The sequence below is a fragment of the Grimontia indica genome, from assembly GCF_000333895.2.
In the GTDB taxonomy this organism is placed as follows: domain Bacteria; phylum Pseudomonadota; class Gammaproteobacteria; order Enterobacterales; family Vibrionaceae; genus Enterovibrio; species Enterovibrio indicus.
Map to the genome: position 1 here is coordinate 13451 of NZ_ANFM02000013.1, position 17325 is coordinate 30775.

The 17325-nt window shown below is 49.8% G+C and carries 17 protein-coding genes; 7 read left to right on the plus strand and 10 right to left on the minus strand.

Annotated features, from left to right (window positions below; genetic code table 11):
* Positions 1–17 precede the first annotated feature (17 nt).
* A complete protein-coding gene (locus tag D515_RS07920) occupies positions 18–419 on the plus strand; it encodes a DUF2061 domain-containing protein (protein WP_002537612.1) in 402 nt (133 codons plus the stop codon).
* A 49-nt stretch (positions 420–468) separates the two neighbouring features.
* On the opposite strand, the gene D515_RS07925 is transcribed toward D515_RS07920, so the two are convergent.
* Together D515_RS07925 and D515_RS07930 are read right to left on the minus strand one after the other, a co-directional pair.
* Positions 469–1473, minus strand: a complete 1005-nt coding sequence (locus D515_RS07925) for a M48 family metallopeptidase (RefSeq protein WP_002537614.1) — start codon at positions 1471–1473, stop codon at positions 469–471.
* Positions 1473–2642 (minus strand): YjgN family protein, encoded by a 1170-nt coding sequence (locus D515_RS07930; RefSeq protein WP_002537615.1) that lies wholly within the window; start codon positions 2640–2642, stop codon positions 1473–1475. The genes D515_RS07925 and D515_RS07930 overlap by 1 nt, the downstream gene beginning before the upstream one ends.
* A 202-nt stretch (positions 2643–2844) precedes the next feature.
* Here D515_RS07930 and D515_RS25230 point away from each other — a divergent pair, with 202 nt between their 5' ends.
* A complete protein-coding gene (locus tag D515_RS25230; protein ID WP_002537616.1) occupies positions 2845–3753 on the plus strand; it encodes a bifunctional helix-turn-helix transcriptional regulator/GNAT family N-acetyltransferase in 909 nt (302 codons plus the stop codon).
* A 68-nt stretch (positions 3754–3821) separates the two neighbouring features.
* Here D515_RS25230 and rraB read toward each other — a convergent pair whose 3' ends face one another.
* Positions 3822–4220, minus strand: a complete 399-nt coding sequence (gene rraB / locus D515_RS07940) for a ribonuclease E inhibitor RraB (RefSeq protein ID WP_002537618.1) — start codon at positions 4218–4220, stop codon at positions 3822–3824.
* A gap of 515 nt (positions 4221–4735) precedes the next feature.
* On the opposite strand from rraB, the gene arcA reads away from it, so the two are divergent.
* The 5 genes from arcA (at position 4736) to D515_RS07965 (ending at position 9488) form a co-directional block, all read left to right on the plus strand.
* Entirely contained in the window at positions 4736–5956 is a 1221-nt protein-coding gene (arcA, locus tag D515_RS07945) for an arginine deiminase (protein ID WP_002537620.1), read from the plus strand.
* Positions 5957–6176: 220 nt separating this feature from the next.
* Complete coding sequence (argF, locus tag D515_RS07950) at positions 6177–7181, plus strand: ornithine carbamoyltransferase (RefSeq protein WP_002537621.1); 1005 nt, start codon at positions 6177–6179, stop codon at positions 7179–7181.
* Between the two features lie 336 nt (positions 7182–7517).
* Positions 7518–8447: an aspartate carbamoyltransferase gene (pyrB, locus tag D515_RS07955; RefSeq protein WP_002537622.1), complete on the plus strand. Its 930-nt coding sequence runs from the start codon at positions 7518–7520 to the stop codon at positions 8445–8447.
* Positions 8448–8462: 15 nt separating this feature from the next.
* Positions 8463–8930 carry an aspartate carbamoyltransferase regulatory subunit gene (gene pyrI / locus D515_RS07960; RefSeq protein WP_002537624.1) on the plus strand — a complete coding sequence of 156 codons (468 nt, stop codon included), beginning with the start codon at positions 8463–8465 and terminating at the stop codon, positions 8928–8930.
* Between the two features lie 168 nt (positions 8931–9098).
* Positions 9099–9488 (plus strand): RidA family protein, encoded by a 390-nt coding sequence (locus D515_RS07965; RefSeq protein ID WP_002537626.1) that lies wholly within the window; start codon positions 9099–9101, stop codon positions 9486–9488.
* 86 nt (positions 9489–9574) lie between these two features.
* Here D515_RS07965 and idi read toward each other — a convergent pair whose 3' ends face one another.
* From idi to D515_RS08000, 7 genes are all read right to left on the minus strand, one after another.
* Positions 9575–10111 (minus strand): isopentenyl-diphosphate Delta-isomerase, encoded by a 537-nt coding sequence (gene idi / locus D515_RS07970; protein WP_002537627.1) that lies wholly within the window; start codon positions 10109–10111, stop codon positions 9575–9577.
* A gap of 97 nt (positions 10112–10208) precedes the next feature.
* Complete coding sequence (locus tag D515_RS07975; protein ID WP_002537628.1) at positions 10209–10934, minus strand: 1-acylglycerol-3-phosphate O-acyltransferase; 726 nt, start codon at positions 10932–10934, stop codon at positions 10209–10211.
* Positions 10935–11117: 183 nt separating this feature from the next.
* The gene (gene parC / locus D515_RS07980) at positions 11118–13412 is read right to left on the minus strand and encodes a DNA topoisomerase IV subunit A (RefSeq protein WP_002537629.1); all 2295 of its coding nucleotides are present in this window, start codon (positions 13410–13412) and stop codon (positions 11118–11120) included.
* 28 nt (positions 13413–13440) lie between these two features.
* On the minus strand, positions 13441–15333 hold the full coding sequence (gene parE, locus D515_RS07985; RefSeq protein WP_002537631.1) for a DNA topoisomerase IV subunit B: 1893 nt from the start codon (positions 15331–15333) through the stop codon (positions 13441–13443).
* Between the two features lie 97 nt (positions 15334–15430).
* Positions 15431–16009, minus strand: a complete 579-nt coding sequence (gene yqiA, locus D515_RS07990) for an esterase YqiA (protein WP_039849769.1) — start codon at positions 16007–16009, stop codon at positions 15431–15433.
* Positions 16010–16012: 3 nt separating this feature from the next.
* Complete coding sequence (gene cpdA, locus D515_RS07995) at positions 16013–16837, minus strand: 3',5'-cyclic-AMP phosphodiesterase (RefSeq protein WP_039849770.1); 825 nt, start codon at positions 16835–16837, stop codon at positions 16013–16015.
* Between the two features lie 45 nt (positions 16838–16882).
* The gene (locus tag D515_RS08000) at positions 16883–17311 is read right to left on the minus strand and encodes a DUF1249 family protein (RefSeq protein WP_002537634.1); all 429 of its coding nucleotides are present in this window, start codon (positions 17309–17311) and stop codon (positions 16883–16885) included.
* Between the last annotated feature and the right edge of the window lie 14 nt (positions 17312–17325).

The window sequence follows — 17325 nt, forward strand, 5'->3', positions numbered from 1 at the left end:
CGAATGAGGGAACTGTTATGAAAAAGACCTTAAGTTTTGCTGTGATTCACTTTACCGTTGCGTTTACAGTCGCGTATGTCCTGACTGGCGATATTCTGCTGGGTAGTTTGATTGCCATGGTAGAGCCTATGGTCAATACGGTCGCGTTCTACTTCCACGAAAAAGCGTGGGATAACAAATTACTGAAGCGTCTGGCAACAAACCATCCAGGCCGTAAAACAGCAAGTTTCGCTGTTGTACATTTCAGCGTTGCGTTTGGTGTGGCTTACCTGCTGACAGGTGATGTACTGATTGGCAGTGTGATGGCAATGATTGAACCTTGTATCAATACCATGGCTTACTACTTCCATGAGCGTGTATGGCAGAAGAAAGAACGCCTGAGCATGATGCAATGTCACCACCATCCAATGGCAGCTTAATAGAGAACACGTTTGGAAATAAGAAAGGGCAGCGTAAGCTGCCCTTTTATCATTCTGTCTGGAAGCTGTTTGCGGCCTCTATGCGGCTTTCTGTGTCTGGATGGGAACTGAGCCATTGCGACATTCCCTCCGTCTGATGAGCCTCGCCAAGCAAGGCAAACATTTCCGCCTGTGCACTGGCATCACCATAAATAGCACTGAGGTATTTAGCAGCGAACTGATCGGACTCTTCCTCATCTGCCCTTGAATACCCGGCTGTTGCCGCAAGTACACCCAAGCCTGTCATCATGTCGATGACACCAGTGCTTTCACCAGTGATCACGGCTACCGAGACTGAAATCAGGGTTGATCGCACCAGTCCCGTCATCACGTGCTGGTGATAAACATGTCCAAGCTCATGGAGTATTACACTCTCAAGTTGCGCGTCAGTTTGAGCAAGATTGACTAAAGGATCGAGTAACACCACAGTGCCATCACTTAAAGCAAATGCATTCGGACCTTGTTTCCAATTGCGGAGCACCAGTTTAGGTTTGACAGGCATCGGCGGTAGCATTTCAACCAGCGCATCAAAACGCTGATTCAGCGCTTGCTGGCGTTCGGTATCCAGTTCGGAAGCAGTAAACATTCTTTCATCGAGCTGAGACATCACATGCTCACCCACCGCCATCGGAATTTCATCCGGTAAAAGCTGGGTTATTCCTTTACTGATCCCAGGCAAGCCAATATAGAAAAAGGCCACCAGAAACAGCAGCGCAGCCGCAATGGAAGAAAGAATTGCCGTTTTACTACTCTCAAGGCGTGTCAGCCATCCTCGCTTTTTAGCCTGCAAAGAGTAGGGCAAGTCAGATTCATCATTCGCAATAAAGAGCTCACCCTCTGGAAAACGAAGCTGCAAAGGAAGATTACCAATGCGCTCAGAGCGGGAGACTTCATCCAAACGGCATTCAATGGTTTTGCCGTCGAATCTCAGTATCGCTTTGGTCTCACCCATGACAAAGAGCTCAGCCTCATGCTTGCCTGACTCACCTGCCGCAAACGCTGTCCCTTTCACCATCAGTTTATCCCGATATCTAAGTCGAAGACTTGTGACATTTCATCGCCCACAGCGGACTTAGCGCCATTTTCATCTTCATAAACACTCAGCGCATCAAGGTCGCCATGAACTGCAGTTACTGACAATACATAGCGAGCAGTGCGAACCATCACCCAAGGGCGCGCCAAGCCGAGCGTCAAAACCTGCATGAAGAAGTTCGTGGTAACGAGCAGCGTGTAATCCGCGGTATTCATTCTTGAAGACAGACGGTAGTCCCCACTATCACCAACCATCATTTGGCTGAACACGTGATTTCGGGTGCGGGTGTGAATAAACGCAGTCACAACCAACATGGAAGCAAACAACATAAAATACATAAGCACCATAATACTCATTGCGCCTAACGCTGTTGCGATATGTTCAATATTAAATGTCGAAAGTTCAGCGCTACCTATATCTGGGAGACTGAAAAATTGCCCGCTAACAACAACAAATAATGCGCCTATTGCCAATACACCGATAGAAGCCAATATCCAGATAAACACGGCCCAGATGTAAGTGCGGACAAAAAAGCCTGTCGACAACGTGGCGTCAAATTTTAGCTTTCCGTAACCATAGCCATTGGCGAAATAGCTCGCGATGCCTTTCATCATCCATGCAAACATCACCAACACAGAAGTAAGTCCACCAACAACAAAAAGGAAAGTGATAAAACCACTGGTGGGCGCGGTAGCAAAAGTCACAAACACGATGATGGTAAGGATCAACAAAACACCCCGGCCTAGAATAGCTGCATAAGCGCCCATCAAGGTGCCTGTAAAGTTCAGCCTGACATTGCGGTAACTCGTCATACGGGCATTAAACCGGGCATTGTTTCTCGCCAGCCATGGCATCACAGCTAAACCCAAAATAAACAAAATGCTAGAAAACAGCGGAGAAAAATGACCGGACAAAAACCAGATGACAAATGCCGTAACCGCAATCGCCCGCCCGATCAGAATTTGTTTAGGTGTGGCATGATAATCAAAGCGATCACCCGCAAGTTCAGTGTTTCCGTAGAAGTATTTTTTTGTCCGTACTTTTGCCCAAGCTGAATAGATACCGAGCGTCAGAAGGCTCAGTATTATATTCACAATCCAGATACCAAAAAATTCACGTCCGGTGCCGTGAAAAGTCATTTTGTTTTCCATGGTCAATCCTTTGCCAACTGTTTTATTATGGTTTTTGCCATCATAATCATTAAGCTCGACAGGCTCATCGCCAAATTAAGCAAGTGTGAATCAAGAGGCTTGATTTTGTGCAAAACGGAGCAATGACCTCCGAGCTGCTTACTTACCCAAAGACAGTAAGCCACAAAGGAAAGTGACACATTCGGTGTAAAATGGAGACACAATGACTACAGGTCCGGTTGAAATCAGATCGCTCGTCCGCCAACTTCTTCGCCATCGCGGATTGTTGGATAACATTTATGGCACTGCTGGGCTAACCACGGTGCAATGCCATGTGATGATTGAGCTTGAGCAGGAACCTCTGACTGCTGAGCAGCTTTCTGAACGCCTAAATATTGATGTCGCCAATGCTAACCGCACACTGGCTATTCTCATCAACAACGACAATGTTGCTTCCACTATCGACCAAGACAGCAATCTGCCGCGCTATTCCCTGTCTGATGTGGGTAAAGAGCGTCTGGATGAACATCACTTTGGGATCAATCAGCAAATCGCCTTGTATCTGGAACAACTGGATACCGATGAAATTGAATCCCTTTCCACATCACTGCACCGCTATAACCGGGCAATGGAGCAAAGCGAACGCCAGAAAGGTTTTACCCTTCGCCTGTTGGAGCCTGCCGACAACGCAGCCATTGCTACTGTTATTCGCAAAGTATCCGAAGAATATGGCCTGACTGCTGACAAAGGCTACAGCGTTGCAGACCCGACACTGGATGTACTGAGTGAAAGCTACAAAGCAGACAATGCTGCTTATTGGGTTGTCGAGCAGAATGGGAAAATTTTGGGTGGCGGCGGCATTGCGCCTTTGCCGGGTGAAGAGGGTGTTTGCGAACTACAGAAAATGTATTTCCGCCCTGAACTTCGTGGCCGGGGCTTTGCGAGAAGGCTCGCGGCAATGGCCATGAAGTTCGCACGTAGTCAGGGTTATCACAGCTGCTATCTAGAAACGACGGCCTGCCTGAAAGAAGCTATTCGCCTATACGAGTCACTCGGCTTTAAACGTGTCGATGCTCCACTTGGTAACACCGGACATACAGACTGCGAAGTCGCGATGCTGAAAAAACTATAAGTCACCCATTACCAGACACAAAAAAGCCGGAGTCTTTAACGCTCCGGCTTTCTTTTCGGCAAAGATGATTAATCGTCTTCTTCCAGTTCACCCTCTTCCTCGGCGTCTTCTTCGTCCGATTCAAAGTAAGTGCCCCAGCCGTCGTAATCGATACTGAATTTCTCAGCCAGCTTCACCAGCTTCTCAACCTGTTCGTCAATGCGGTCTGCATCCAGCGCCGATTCCATCACTGCATCAAAGCAGATCACTGTGGAGCCGTCTTCCAGTTCAAGCTCTTCCGCTTCCAGCACTTCAAAGCCCATTTTGAACGCTTCTACTGCCGCGCCTTCAAGCTCTGCAAAGCTGTCTGCAGACAGGTGGTGCTCAATGGTGTACAGCGCATCAGGATCGCTACCATCTTCCAGCAAGGCTTCAATGATTTCACGGGTTTCCGCTTTTTGTTCTTCAATAATGTCAGCGTAAGACATCAGATCACTCCAGGCACTTAATTAACGGCAGAACTATGGCATGGATTGGCATGGTTTACCACGTCAATTTCCCACACTCCCCCACATGTTAATTAAAAGTAAAATTGACCTTATCGAACAAGGTTGTCATTATTTGAGAACAGGGTAACAACAACACAAGATGCTGGATATATCTAAAAATACCCAATCTTGCGCCACCAAAACCCCTGATTATGGAATAGTGTGCACTTATATCGCATAGATAAGCACCGATAGATGCATGGCGGGCTTTCACACTCGGCGAAGATCGAGCAAACCAAGGTTAGCCCTCACGCAAAAAGGTAAATGGATTTACGACAAATTTTCAGGCGTCTCTACTACCCGACGCCACGAATACAGAATTCTGTCGCTTTATCTCCATTTTCCCCACCGTTCCTGCTACGCACTGATATGACAGAGAGGCGAACGCTCTCTTCAACCTAACTCATGCGAAGTAAAACGGTGGAGGTTAATAAAAATTCAAGAGAGAAACGATCATGAGTCAGCTATATGTGGGATCTGAAGTCGGTCAATTGAAGCGTGTGATGCTTCATCGACCAGAACGAGCGCTAAACCACCTTACGCCATCTAACTACAAAGACCTGTTGTTTGATGATGTACTTGCGGTGGAACGTGCCGGCGAGGAGCACGATCAATTCGCGCAAACTCTGCGTGACCAAGGCGTTGAAGTGCTGTTATTGCACGATCTGCTGGCCCAAACATTAGAAGTGTCGGAAGCCAAGGCTTGGTTGCTCAACACCCAAGTGGGCGAATACCGTCTTGGTTACCAGTTCGCACATGATGTGAGAAGCTATTTAAAAAGCCTTAGTAACGAAGAGCTGGCACACATCCTTCTCGGCGGCTTAAGCTATATCGACTTTCCAAACCATTCAGCGTCGATGATGCAGGCAATGCACGAACGCATGGATTTCATCATCGACCCACTGCCGAACCACTTGTTTACCCGTGATACCTCTTGCTGGGTTTACGGTGGCGTGTCCTTAAATCCAATGGCGATGCCTGCCCGTCAGCGTGAAACCAACCACCTGCGTGCTATTTACCGCTGGCACCCATTGTTTGCGGGTCAGGACTTCATCACTTACCTTGGTGATGAGCAGCGCGACTACGACAATGCCATGGTCGAAGGCGGAGATGTGCTGGTTATCGGCAATGGTGCAGTTCTGGTGGGTATGTCTGAGCGCACGACACCACAAGGTGTGGAAGCGCTGGCACGCAGCTTGTTTGCTCATGGTCAGGCAAAAGAGGTGATCGCCATTAACCTACCAAAGCACCGCTCCTGCATGCACTTGGATACCGTGATGACTCACATGGATATCGATACTTTCTCCGTGTATCCACAAGTGATGCGTAAAGACCTGCAAAGCTGGCGTCTTATCAACAAAGGCAACGGCGATGTGGAAGTGAAAGAAGCTGACTACTTTCTGCATGCCATCGAAAAAGCGCTGGAGTTGCCTCAGCTCAACATCATCACTACCGGTGGTGACAGCTTTGAAGCAGAACGCGAACAGTGGAACGATGCCAACAATGTGCTGACTGTACGCCCTGGCGTGGTGATTGGCTATGAAGGCAACGTGTACACCAATGAAAAATACGACAAAGCGGGCATCACCGTTCTACCTATCCCGGGCGACCAACTTGGCCGTGGTCGTGGCGGTGCGCGCTGCATGAGCTGCCCTATCGAACGCGAAGGGCTTTAAAAAGCAACCGAACTCTCCCACTCTCCTTAATCGAACGAGCCACCTCATTGCGAGGTGGCTTTTTTCGTTTCTCCGGGAAAATGTCGACCAAACACAAATAAATATTTATTCAAAGGGGTTGAATTAATACTCACAAATAGGTCAGAATCGTGATTAATATCAAAGTGACAAAAATATAAGTCACATCGCAGTAAACGGATTTTTAGAAAGGGACCTCAACATGGCATTTAATCTGCGTAACCGGAACTTTCTCAAGCTGCTGGATTTCACGCCAAAGGAAATCGCGCACCTGCTGGATCTGTCAGCAGAGTTGAAGAAAGCCAAGTACGGTGGCTACGAGCAGCCTCGTCTGAAAGGCAAGAACATTGCCCTGATCTTCGAGAAAGCTTCTACCCGCACGCGATGTGCCTTCGAAGTTGCCGCCTTTGACCAAGGAGCACAGGTTTCCTATATCGGCCCATCTGGCTCGCAGATCGGTCACAAAGAGTCGATGAAAGACACTGCGCGTGTTCTTGGCCGTATGTATGACGGCATCCAATATCGCGGTTTCGGCCAGTCTATTGTTGAAGAGCTGGGCCAATTTGCAGGTGTTCCGGTTTGGAATGGTCTGACTGATGAATTCCATCCAACGCAGATCCTGGCAGATTTCCTCACTATGCTTGAGCACGGTCAGGGCAAAAAGCTTTCCGAAATGAAGTTTGCTTACCTTGGCGATGCACGCAACAACATGGGTAACTCCCTGATGGTGGGTGCAGCGAAGATGGGCATGGACATCCGTCTGGTTGCCCCAAGCCAGTTCTGGCCGGAAGAAGCGCTGGTTGAAGAGTGTCAGGCGATTGCTGCTAAGACCGGCGCGCAAATTACTCTGACAGAAAACGTGGAAGAAGGCGTTCAAGGCTGTGATTTTCTTTACACCGACGTTTGGGTTTCCATGGGCGAATCAAAAGAAGCCTGGGACGAGCGTGTTGCCATGATGAAGCCTTATCAGGTCAATATGGACATGATCAAAGCCACAGGTAATCCAGACGTCAAATTCATGCACTGCCTGCCGGCGTTTCACAATGATGAAACCACCATTGGTGCAGAAGTCGCAGAGAAATACGGCATGAAAGGGCTCGAAGTCACCGAGGACGTCTTCGAATCTGAATACTCCATCGTGTTTGATGAAGCAGAAAACCGCATGCACACCATTAAAGCAGTGATGGTAGCCACGCTGGGCAGTTAATCCCATCGTACCTATGATGAAGCCGCGCACTTGCGCGGTTTTTTATTTTATAGACGATACCCAATGTCATTCGCTCTGCCTTGCACCGGATAAAAATGGGCGTATAATCCTTCGCAATTTGTCAAAAAAACGAATCGGAATGCCAACATTAGCGACACAACTGACTGCTAAAACCTGCCGAATCTCGGCACTGGCACCGTTTTTTGTTTTTACTGGATTCTCAAGAAAAGCCTCCTGATCGGGAGGCTTTTTTTTGACCAAAATGTACCATCCACCATGTTGCACTGGCTGTTTTAACCAAGCCAACGCATGGAATCTGTTAAGGGAAGAGAAGACATGGCGACCTCGCTGCACAATAAACACATCATCTCCATCCCGGAGTTGTCCCGCGAAGAACTGGAACTTATCGTCGACACTGCCGGCAAACTGAAAGCGGAACCGAACCCTACCGTGTTGAAGAACAAGGTAGTCGCGAGTTGCTTCTTCGAGGCATCTACACGCACCCGTCTGTCTTTCGAAACCGCGGTTCAGCGTCTTGGTGGCACGGTGATCGGCTTTCCGGATGGCGGAAATACGTCTTCAGGTAAGAAAGGCGAAACCTTGTCTGACTCGGTACAGGTCATCTCTTCTTATGTTGATGCGTTCGTAATGCGTCATCCGAAAGAAGGTGCAGCCCGTCTGGCTTCGGAATTTTCGAAAGGCGTGCCAGTGATTAATGGCGGCGATGGCGCTAACCAACACCCAACCCAAACCCTGCTGGACCTTTTCAGCATTTACGAAACTCAGGGCCGTCTGGACAACCTAAAAGTGGCCATGGTCGGTGACCTGAAATACGGCCGTACCGTGCATTCTCTGACTCAAGCACTGTCGAAGTTCGATAACAACCAGTTCTATTTCATCGCACCGGAAGCACTGGCGATGCCGGACTACATTCTGGAAGAGCTGGACGAGCAAGGCATCCCTTACAGCCTGCACACCAGCATCGAAGACGTCGTGCCGGAACTCGACATTCTCTACATGACCCGTGTTCAGAAAGAGCGTTTTGACGAATCCGAGTACCAGCACATCAAAGCGGCGTTTATTCTCGACACCCCACAGCTTGCCAATGCCCGCGATAACCTCAAGGTCCTTCACCCACTGCCACGCGTAGATGAAATCACGGTCGCAGTCGATAAAACCCCTTTCGCCTACTACTTCGAGCAGGCGGAAAATGGGGTGTATGCACGCCAGGCATTACTGGCACTGGTTATCAACGGAAGCGTTTAAGGCAGGAGAATCAACATGGTTAAAGAACACAAATTACAGGTTGAAGCCATCAAGAACGGCACAGTTATCGACCATATCCCTGCAAATGTCGGCTTTAAAGTCATGAAGCTGTTTAAGCTGCACAAAACCAACGAACGCGTGACCGTGGGTTTGAATCTGCCTTCCTCGGCGCTGGGTGCGAAAGATCTTATAAAGATTGAAAACATCTTCGTGTCTGAAGAGCAGGCGCAACAACTGGCACTCTACGCGCCTAAAGCAACCGTCAACCAAATCGAAGACTACCAAGTCGTCGCAAAAATCCCCCTGACGCTGCCTAAAAGCATTCTGGGCGTGTTCCGTTGTCCTAACTCCAACTGTATCACTCACGACGAAAAAGCCGTTGAGAGCAGCTTCAACGTGATTGAGAAAACTGACGACATCCACCTTAAGTGCAAATACTGTGAGAAGGTGTTCTCACGCGAAATCATGACAGAAAGCCACTGATCGTATTCTCTGCACTCAAAAAGCCAGCCTTTGCGCTGGCTTTTCTTGTCTATGAGCGGAACATTACATGGTGTCGGGTATAAAATGTGATGGAATTGGGTTTACGTCAGGCGAGTCGCCATGCAGACTAACCACCCTACCGAAAAACATTGAATGAAGGATTGGTAAATGACTAAAGTGCTTCACACTGAACACGCTCCAGCAGCAATTGGCCCATACATTCAGGGCGTCGATCTGGGTAACATGGTACTGACTTCAGGCCAAATCCCAGTGAACCCAGTCACGGGTGAAGTGTCAGCAGACATCGCGGTTCAAGCACGCCAGTCTCTGGAAAACGTGAAAGCTGTGGTTGAAGCGTCTGGCCTGACTGTTGGCGACATCGTGAAAATGACCGTATTCGTAAAAGATCTGAACGACTTCGGTACTGTTAACGAGGTATACGGCAAATTCTTCGACGAGCACGGTGTAGAACACTACCCAGCACGCTCTTGTGTTGAAGTCGCTCGCCTGCCAAAAGATGTTGGCATCGAAATCGAAGCGATCGCAGTACGCAAATGATCTCTCTCAAGGTCTGATGATTTTGATATCGGACGAGAATGAAAAAAGCGACCACAAGGTCGCTTTTTTATTGTCTGGGCAAATTGTTAAGCTGCCAACTGCACTTCAATCTTGTCGACAACCTGACGGAACCAGGCCGTAAACTGCTCGGGCTTTTCCCCCATTGCAGCACTCATTTCCTGCTGAGACCACCAGCGCCAGTCCATCACTTCATCAGGGTTGGGTACGAGAGAAATATCGTCTACCTGACAGACAATAATTTGGTCCAACTCATGCTCAGTCAGATTGTTATCAAGCTCAGCGCGATAACAAAAAGATTCGCCCATCTCGAAGCTGAGCGGCGCAACAATGCCAAGCTCTTCGTTCAAACGACGCTTCGCTGCGGCCTCAAAAGACTCTCCTTGCATAGGGTGCGAGCAGCAGGTGTTAGTCCATAATCCACCGCTGTGATACTTCCCCATTGCTCTTTGCTGGAGCAGGTATTCACGGCCATGCGGGGTTTCCCGGTAAATCATCACCGAAAATGCCAGATGCAAAAGCCCTTGCTCGTGCGCAGCCAGTTTTTCGGCAAGCCCTGTTGGCTCGCCATTTTCTGTTACCAGAACAACCTGATCTCTCAGCATACCTGTCTTACTTCTCTTACAAATCAGAGGCTTCTTAAAACACAAAAAGGATACGCATCTGCGTATCCTTTGGTTTTTACATTTACTGAGTAGTCTATTACTTCTTGTTGAGCTCGGCTACTTCTGCATCCAGTTCTGCCAGCTTGGCCGCCATGATGTCATGACACTTCTTCGCCAATTCACGCACATTGTCTTTGTCATAGCCTTCGATAGAAATCGGATCCATCACTTCCACAATGATGTGTCCGTTATCGCCACGTGACGCACTCAGGTGCTTGGTTGAGCTACAAACAATAGGAACGATAGGCACACCGGCACCGATGGCAGCATGGAACGCACCGGTTTTGAATGGCAACAGACCACGGCCGCGTGAACGCGTACCTTCAGGGAACAACCAAACAGAGACGTCATTGTCTTTGATTTGGTCAACCACCTGACCAATAGTGCCGACTGCTTTACTACGGTTGTTGCGGTCAATCAGGATGTTACCGGTCAGCCAGTACAAGGTGCCGAAAATAGGAATGTAAGCGAGGCTTTTCTTACCCACGGTCACCGCGCGTGGACGAACAGCATTCGATACGGTCACCAAATCCCAGTTGCTCTGGTGGTTGGCGATATAAACACAGGTGCCAACGTCTTTTGAGGCTTCAGACTGGCGCAGGTCAAGCTTGATACCAAACAGAGAAGAAAGCTTGCCGAACATGCGGCCAAAAGTATAAACGTGCTTTGGATTTCTCGGGCTGAACAGGCAGTAACCACAACCGAATACAAGCATGAAAATCGCAAACAACGCGACAGCCAGCAGTCGCAGTATAAAGTACATTCAAATTCTCCTAACACCACTTAGCCGCAAGGAATCAGGCTGTTAGCCTGAGGCGGTCTGGTAAAAATTACAGCGTACACTTGTTCGCTTAAATTGGCTGCGACTAGTATACGCATGCATTGACAAAAATCATCAACCTTCGGTTAACAAGACGAAAAAAAGCCCTCCGTAGAGGGCCTTTTCTTATTCAGCTTCCGGAGTATCTGGCGCCGAGGTTTCTGCCGACGACGTATCTGGTGTCGCTACTTCAATCGCCGTTACTCGCTGCAAACCTCGTGGCAGCATAGAGCCACGTCGGCCGCGCTCGCCACGGAAGTTATCCATGTCCGCAGGTTTCAATGACAGCTTGCGCTTACCAGCATGCAGAGTCACTGTTGAGCCTTGCGGGATAACGAACAATTGCGCCAACAGTTCTTCACGGGCTTTCGCGCGCGCAGAAGGAATGTTGATGATCTTGTTACCCTTACCTTTGCCCAGTTGAGGCAGCTCTTTCACCGGGAACACCAGCATACGGCCTTCGTTAGTGATAGCGACAATATCGTCGTTGTCGATATCAAACACACGTTGTGGTGCCATCACTTCTGCTGCTTGAGGCAAGCTCAGCAAGGCTTTGCCGCTGCGGTTTTTCGACAGAAGGTCGTCTTGCTTACACACAAAACCATAACCCGCATCTGACGCCATCAGCACCAAATGATCATTCTCGCCCATCATCACATGGCGCACTGTCGTGCCTGCTGTGATGTTCAAGCGGCCAGTAATCGGCTCACCCTGACTACGCGCAGAAGGCAAACTGTGCGACTCCAGCGCATAGCTGCGGCCATCAGTACCGATAAACACAGCAGGCTGATTACTCTTACCTCGCGCGGACGCCAGGTAATTGTCACCAGACTTATAGCTCAGCGTGGTCGCATCAACATCGTGGCCTTTCGCATGACGGATCCAACCTTTTTCAGACAGAACCACAGTGATTGGCTCACTCGGGATCAAATCGCGCTCTGTCATCGCTTTTGCTTCAGCACGCTCAATCAAAGGTGAGCGGCGATCGTCGCCGTACTTCTCAGCATCTGCCAGAATTTCTTTCTTCAGCAGGGTATTCATACGGCGCTCAGAGCCCAGCAGCTTTTCCAGTTGCTCGCGCTCTTTGTTCAGCTCGTCCTGCTCGCCACGGATCTTGATCTCTTCCAGTTTGGCTAACTGGCGGAGTTTGATTTCAAGGATCGCTTCGGCTTGCTTCTCGCTGAGGTCAAAACGACGCATCAGCTCTTTTTTCGGCTCATCTTCGGTGCGGATGATCTCAATCACTTCATCAATGTTGAGATACGCAGCCAACAAACCTTCCAAGATGTGCAGACGGGCCAGTACTTTGTCCAAACGGTATTGCAGACGGCGACGCACGGTTTCGCGGCGGTATTCCAGCCACTCAGTCAGGATTCTAACAAGACCCTTCACCTGAGGACGGCCATCAAGACCAATCATGTTCAGGTTAACGCGATAGCTCTTTTCCAGATCCGTTGAAACAAACAGGTGGTTCATCAGCTGATCGCAATCCACACGGTTTGAGCGTGGAACAATCACAATACGGGTCGGGTTTTCATGATCCGACTCGTCACGCAGATCGTCGACCATCGGCAATTTCTTCGCGCGCATCTGGTTAGCGATTTGCTCCAGAAGCTTCGCACCAGAAACCTGGTGCGGCAGCGCAGTGATCACGATATCGCCGTTGTCTTTGTGCCAGCAAGCACGCATCTTGATGGAACCACGACCATCGCGGTACAGCTTCTTGAGCTCTACCTGCGGTGTAATGATTTCGGCTTCGGTCGGATAATCCGGGCCTTTGACATGCTCAAGCAGGTCATCCAGCTCCAGTTTTGGCGTATCAATCAACGCCACCAGCGCATTTGCCACTTCACGGGCGTTGTGCGGTGGGATGTCAGTCGCCATACCGACCGCGATACCGGTCACGCCGTTCAGCAGGATATGCGGTAGACGTGCAGGCAGCGCTTTCGGCTCCTTCATGGTGCCGTCGAAGTTTGGCTGCCAGTCAACAGTGCCTTGTCCTAATTCAGACAGCAGCACTTCCGAGAAACGTGACAGGCGCGATTCGGTGTAACGCATCGCCGCGAAGGATTTCGGATCGTCCGGCGCACCCCAGTTACCCTGACCATCAACCAGTGGGTAACGGTAAGAGAATGGCTGCGCCATCAATACCATGGCTTCGTAACAGGCAGAATCACCGTGCGGGTGATACTTACCCAACACGTCACCGACGGTACGGGCAGATTTCTTGTATTTGGCAGTTGCCGACAGGCCAAGCTCAGACATCGCATAAATAATGCGGCGCTGTACCGGCTTCAGGCCGTCACCGATAAAAGGCAGTGCACGGTCCATGATGACGTACATCGAATAGTTGAGGTATGCATCCTCAGTAAACTTCCTCAGCGGAAGCTGTTCGACACCGTCATAAGTGATATCAGTCATTGAAAACGTCCGATCTTAAAATTCTTGCTTAAACTTCGGTCAGCTCAGCCATGTCGCCTTTGTCTTGCAACCAGTGGCGGCGGTCTTCTGCGCGTTTCTTACCCAGGAGCATGTCCATCATGCGATCCGTTTCTTCCTGATCGTCAATGGTCAACTGAACCAGACGGCGGGTATTCGGATCCATGGTGGTTTCGCGAAGCTGCAGTGGGTTCATCTCACCCAGACCTTTAAATCGCTGTACGTCGATTTTGGCGCGCTTCTGGCTCAAACGCTCAAGGATGCCCGCTTTCTCTTCGTCATCCAGCGCGTAATACACTTCTTTGCCGCAATCGATACGGTAAAGAGGTGGCATTGCTACATAAACGTGACCGGCTCTCACCAGCGCCTGGAAGTGCTTCACGAATAGCGCACAAAGCAGTGTGGCGATGTGAAGACCATCTGAGTCCGCATCGGCGAGGATACACACCTTGCCGTAACGCAGGCCGCTTAAATCTTCACTGTCCGGGTCGATACCCAGCGCCACAGAAATATCGTGGACTTCCTGAGAAGCCAAAACCTGATCGGCTGAAACTTCCCAAGTGTTAAGGATCTTACCGCGAAGCGGCATGATGGCCTGGAATTCACGGTCACGGGCTTGCTTGGCAGAACCACCCGCCGAGTCACCCTCGACAAGGAACAGTTCGGTGCGCGCCAGATCCTGCATTGAGCAGTCAGTGAGCTTGCCCGGCAGTGCTGGGCCTGACGCCACTTTCTTACGCACCACCTTCTTCGCGGCGCGCATACGGCGGTGCGCGTTGGCAATACACACTTCTGCCAGTTGTTCCGCCAGTTGCGGACGCTCGTTCAGCCACAGGCTGAAGGCATCTTTGACAACGCCTGAGACGAAAGCAGCACATTGGCGTGATGACAGACGCTCTTTGGTCTGACCGGCAAACTGTGGATCCTGCATTTTTACAGACAGCACGTAGGCACAGCGATCCCAGATATCATCGGCTGTCAGTTTCACACCGCGTGGCAACAGATTGCGGAATTCACAGAACTCACGCATCGCATCCAGAAGGCCCTGTCGAAGACCGTTCACGTGCGTACCACCTTGAGCAGTTGGGATTAGGTTAACGTAGCTTTCAGCAATCAGCTCGCCACCTTCCGGCAACCAAATAACCGCCCAGTCGGCCGCTTCATGCGGTGCGTTGAATTCACCCACAAAAGGTTCTGCTGGCAGAAGTTCGTAACCTTTTACGCCTTCTGCCAGATAATCTTTCAAACCACTTTCGTAGCACCACTTAGTGGTCTCATCAGTGTTCTTGTCGGTAAAGACAATTTCCAGACCAGGGCAAAGCACAGCCTTGGCTTTCAGAATGCTTTTCAGACGGGAAACAGAGAATTTCGGTGAGTCGAAGTAGCTAGCATCTGGCCAGAAGTGGACACGTGTGCCTTTTGCACGGCGGCCACAGGTGCCGGTCACCGTCAGTTCCTGCACTTTATCGCCATGTTCGAAGGCGATTTCATACACTTGACCGTCACGTTTTACCGAGACTTCGACACGGTTAGACAGGGCGTTTACAACCGAAATACCCACACCATGCAAACCACCACTGAACTGGTAGTTTTTGTTGGAGAATTTACCACCGGCGTGGAGTTTACAAAGGATCAGTTCAACCCCTGAAACCCCTTCTTCCGGGTGGATGTCCACCGGCATACCACGGCCGTCATCAATCACTTCAAGGGACTGATCCGCATGAAGGATGACTTCCACTTTACGTGCATGCCCCGCCAATGCCTCATCGACACTGTTGTCGATAACTTCTTGACCGAGGTGGTTTGGACGGGTCGTGTCTGTATACATGCCAGGGCGGCGACGCACTGGCTCAAGACCATTGAGAACTTCAATGGATCCCGCGTTATAAACTTGGTCTGTCATAGATGAATGGTTTTCTAAATTTTGTCACATGGTCAGTGATGCCGCGCTAGCTTGTCAAATATTGTCACAGCTAACGAGGTTATTCTGTGAGTTGTGGTCACAGTCCCAGGAATTGAATGATATCAGCGGGGTATCTGTCGAATCCGACAAAGGCGTGATCGCCACCTGCTTCAACGGTCTGCTTACATCCCTGATATTTAGCGACAGCTTCTCGGTAATCAAGCACTTCATCGCCCTCTTGCTGCAGCAGCCAGAGTGTCTCCGGATGGGAAATCGAGGCCACATCCAAGGCTTTCAGCTCATCCATATGATGAGGCTCAAGCAGGTACGTTTCTCCGGTATAAGGGTTTTTCTGTGGTCCGAGGTAATCAGCCAGCAAGTCATAAGGCTTCACGGCTGGATTCACCAGTGCGGCACGAAAACCATACTGGGCATTAAGCCAGGTCGATAAATAACCACCGAGAGAACTACCAACCAAACCTATCTGATAGTCACCTTTGTAGGTTTCAATAATATGTTGGAGTTGGTGTGCGGCTTCGGCAGGGTAACAGGCAAGACGGGGAACTTCCAGCTTTATGTCTGGACGGTGCAATTCGCACCAAGCCCGCATCTGCTCTGCCTTCGCAGAGAGTGGCGAGCTGTTAAATCCATGAATATAGAGGAGCAAGGGCTTCATATTTTAGTAGCCTGTGGAATTCATATCAGGCTGAAATTCCGTGCCCTTGAGTCGTCCTACGTGAGTGATAATAGTGCCGTCTTGATGCAATTCAATCTCGCGCCAGCCAGGGTTAGTAGAATCTAGCGCAAAGTCATCAGAATCCGGTTTGAATTGGATGCAGGTTGAAGGTGCCGCCATGACGCGACGGCCTTTGTGTTCAGTATCCAGCGCTTGGTGAATATGACCACATACGACGCCTTTCACGTTGTTGTGCTTTTCAACCACCGCCCAGAAATCTTCCTGATTATGGAGTTGGTGTTGGTCCAGCCATGCACTGCCAGCTGGGAGCGGATGGTGGTGCAGCAGCACCAGAGTGTGACGGTCTTTGTTCGTTGATAGCGCAGTATCAAGCAAGGAAAGTTGCTCTTCAGAAAGGCGGCCATGCGGGACACCCTTCACCTGGCTGTCCAACACCACCAATTGCCAATGCTCTCCAACTAACACGCTATCACAACGTTGCAGTGTGGATTGCGCCAGAATGGACTGCATTTCCTGTTGGTAATCATGATTACCGGGTAGCCAGAAGCAAGGCTGCGACCACTGAGCAATCCCATCAACAAAACGTTGATAAGATTCTGCCGTGTGATCCTGTGAAATATCGCCGGTTGCGATGATGGCATCAAACTCAACCTGACTGGATTGGATTTCACCGACTACTGCCTGGAAACTCGCAGCCGTATTCACCCCAAGCAAACAACCATAGGGGTCTGCAAAGAGATGGGTATCTGTAATTTGTAACAACCGGACGGTCTGGCTGTGTTGGCTTGGTAGATGGCTTATCCGCAACGTCTTGAAAACCCTGATCGTAAATACGCGCTCATGCGCGTCAAACTAATAAATTATATTCTGTTTTGTTATACCGTTTCGCAGGCAATGCGCTAACCAGTCAGCAAGAAACGCATTAACCTGATGCTTTTCATCTTTCTGGTGCATACGCGGGTTCGGATAATCATAGCGCGGCTGAATACGAGAAATCTGCTGTGTGGTACACACTTCGGCCACACGTGCATCATGATACATACGAACTGTGAGTCTGGGTCGCAAATATTGAGGAACTTCACCCCGCTGCCAAATATCAAGCAAGGTGGTATAGCGCGTTGACTCCACGATATCCATCTGGAACTCATGTCCCTGAATTTCGTACACGCAGGATTCCCCCACGTTGTCGTCACGCGGCATCAGTCTTAGCAATTTAGCGTAGTTGGTCTCGTACATGCGCATCAGCGCATTCAAGTCGACTCGATACCCTTGCCTCAACATACCCTTATTCCCAA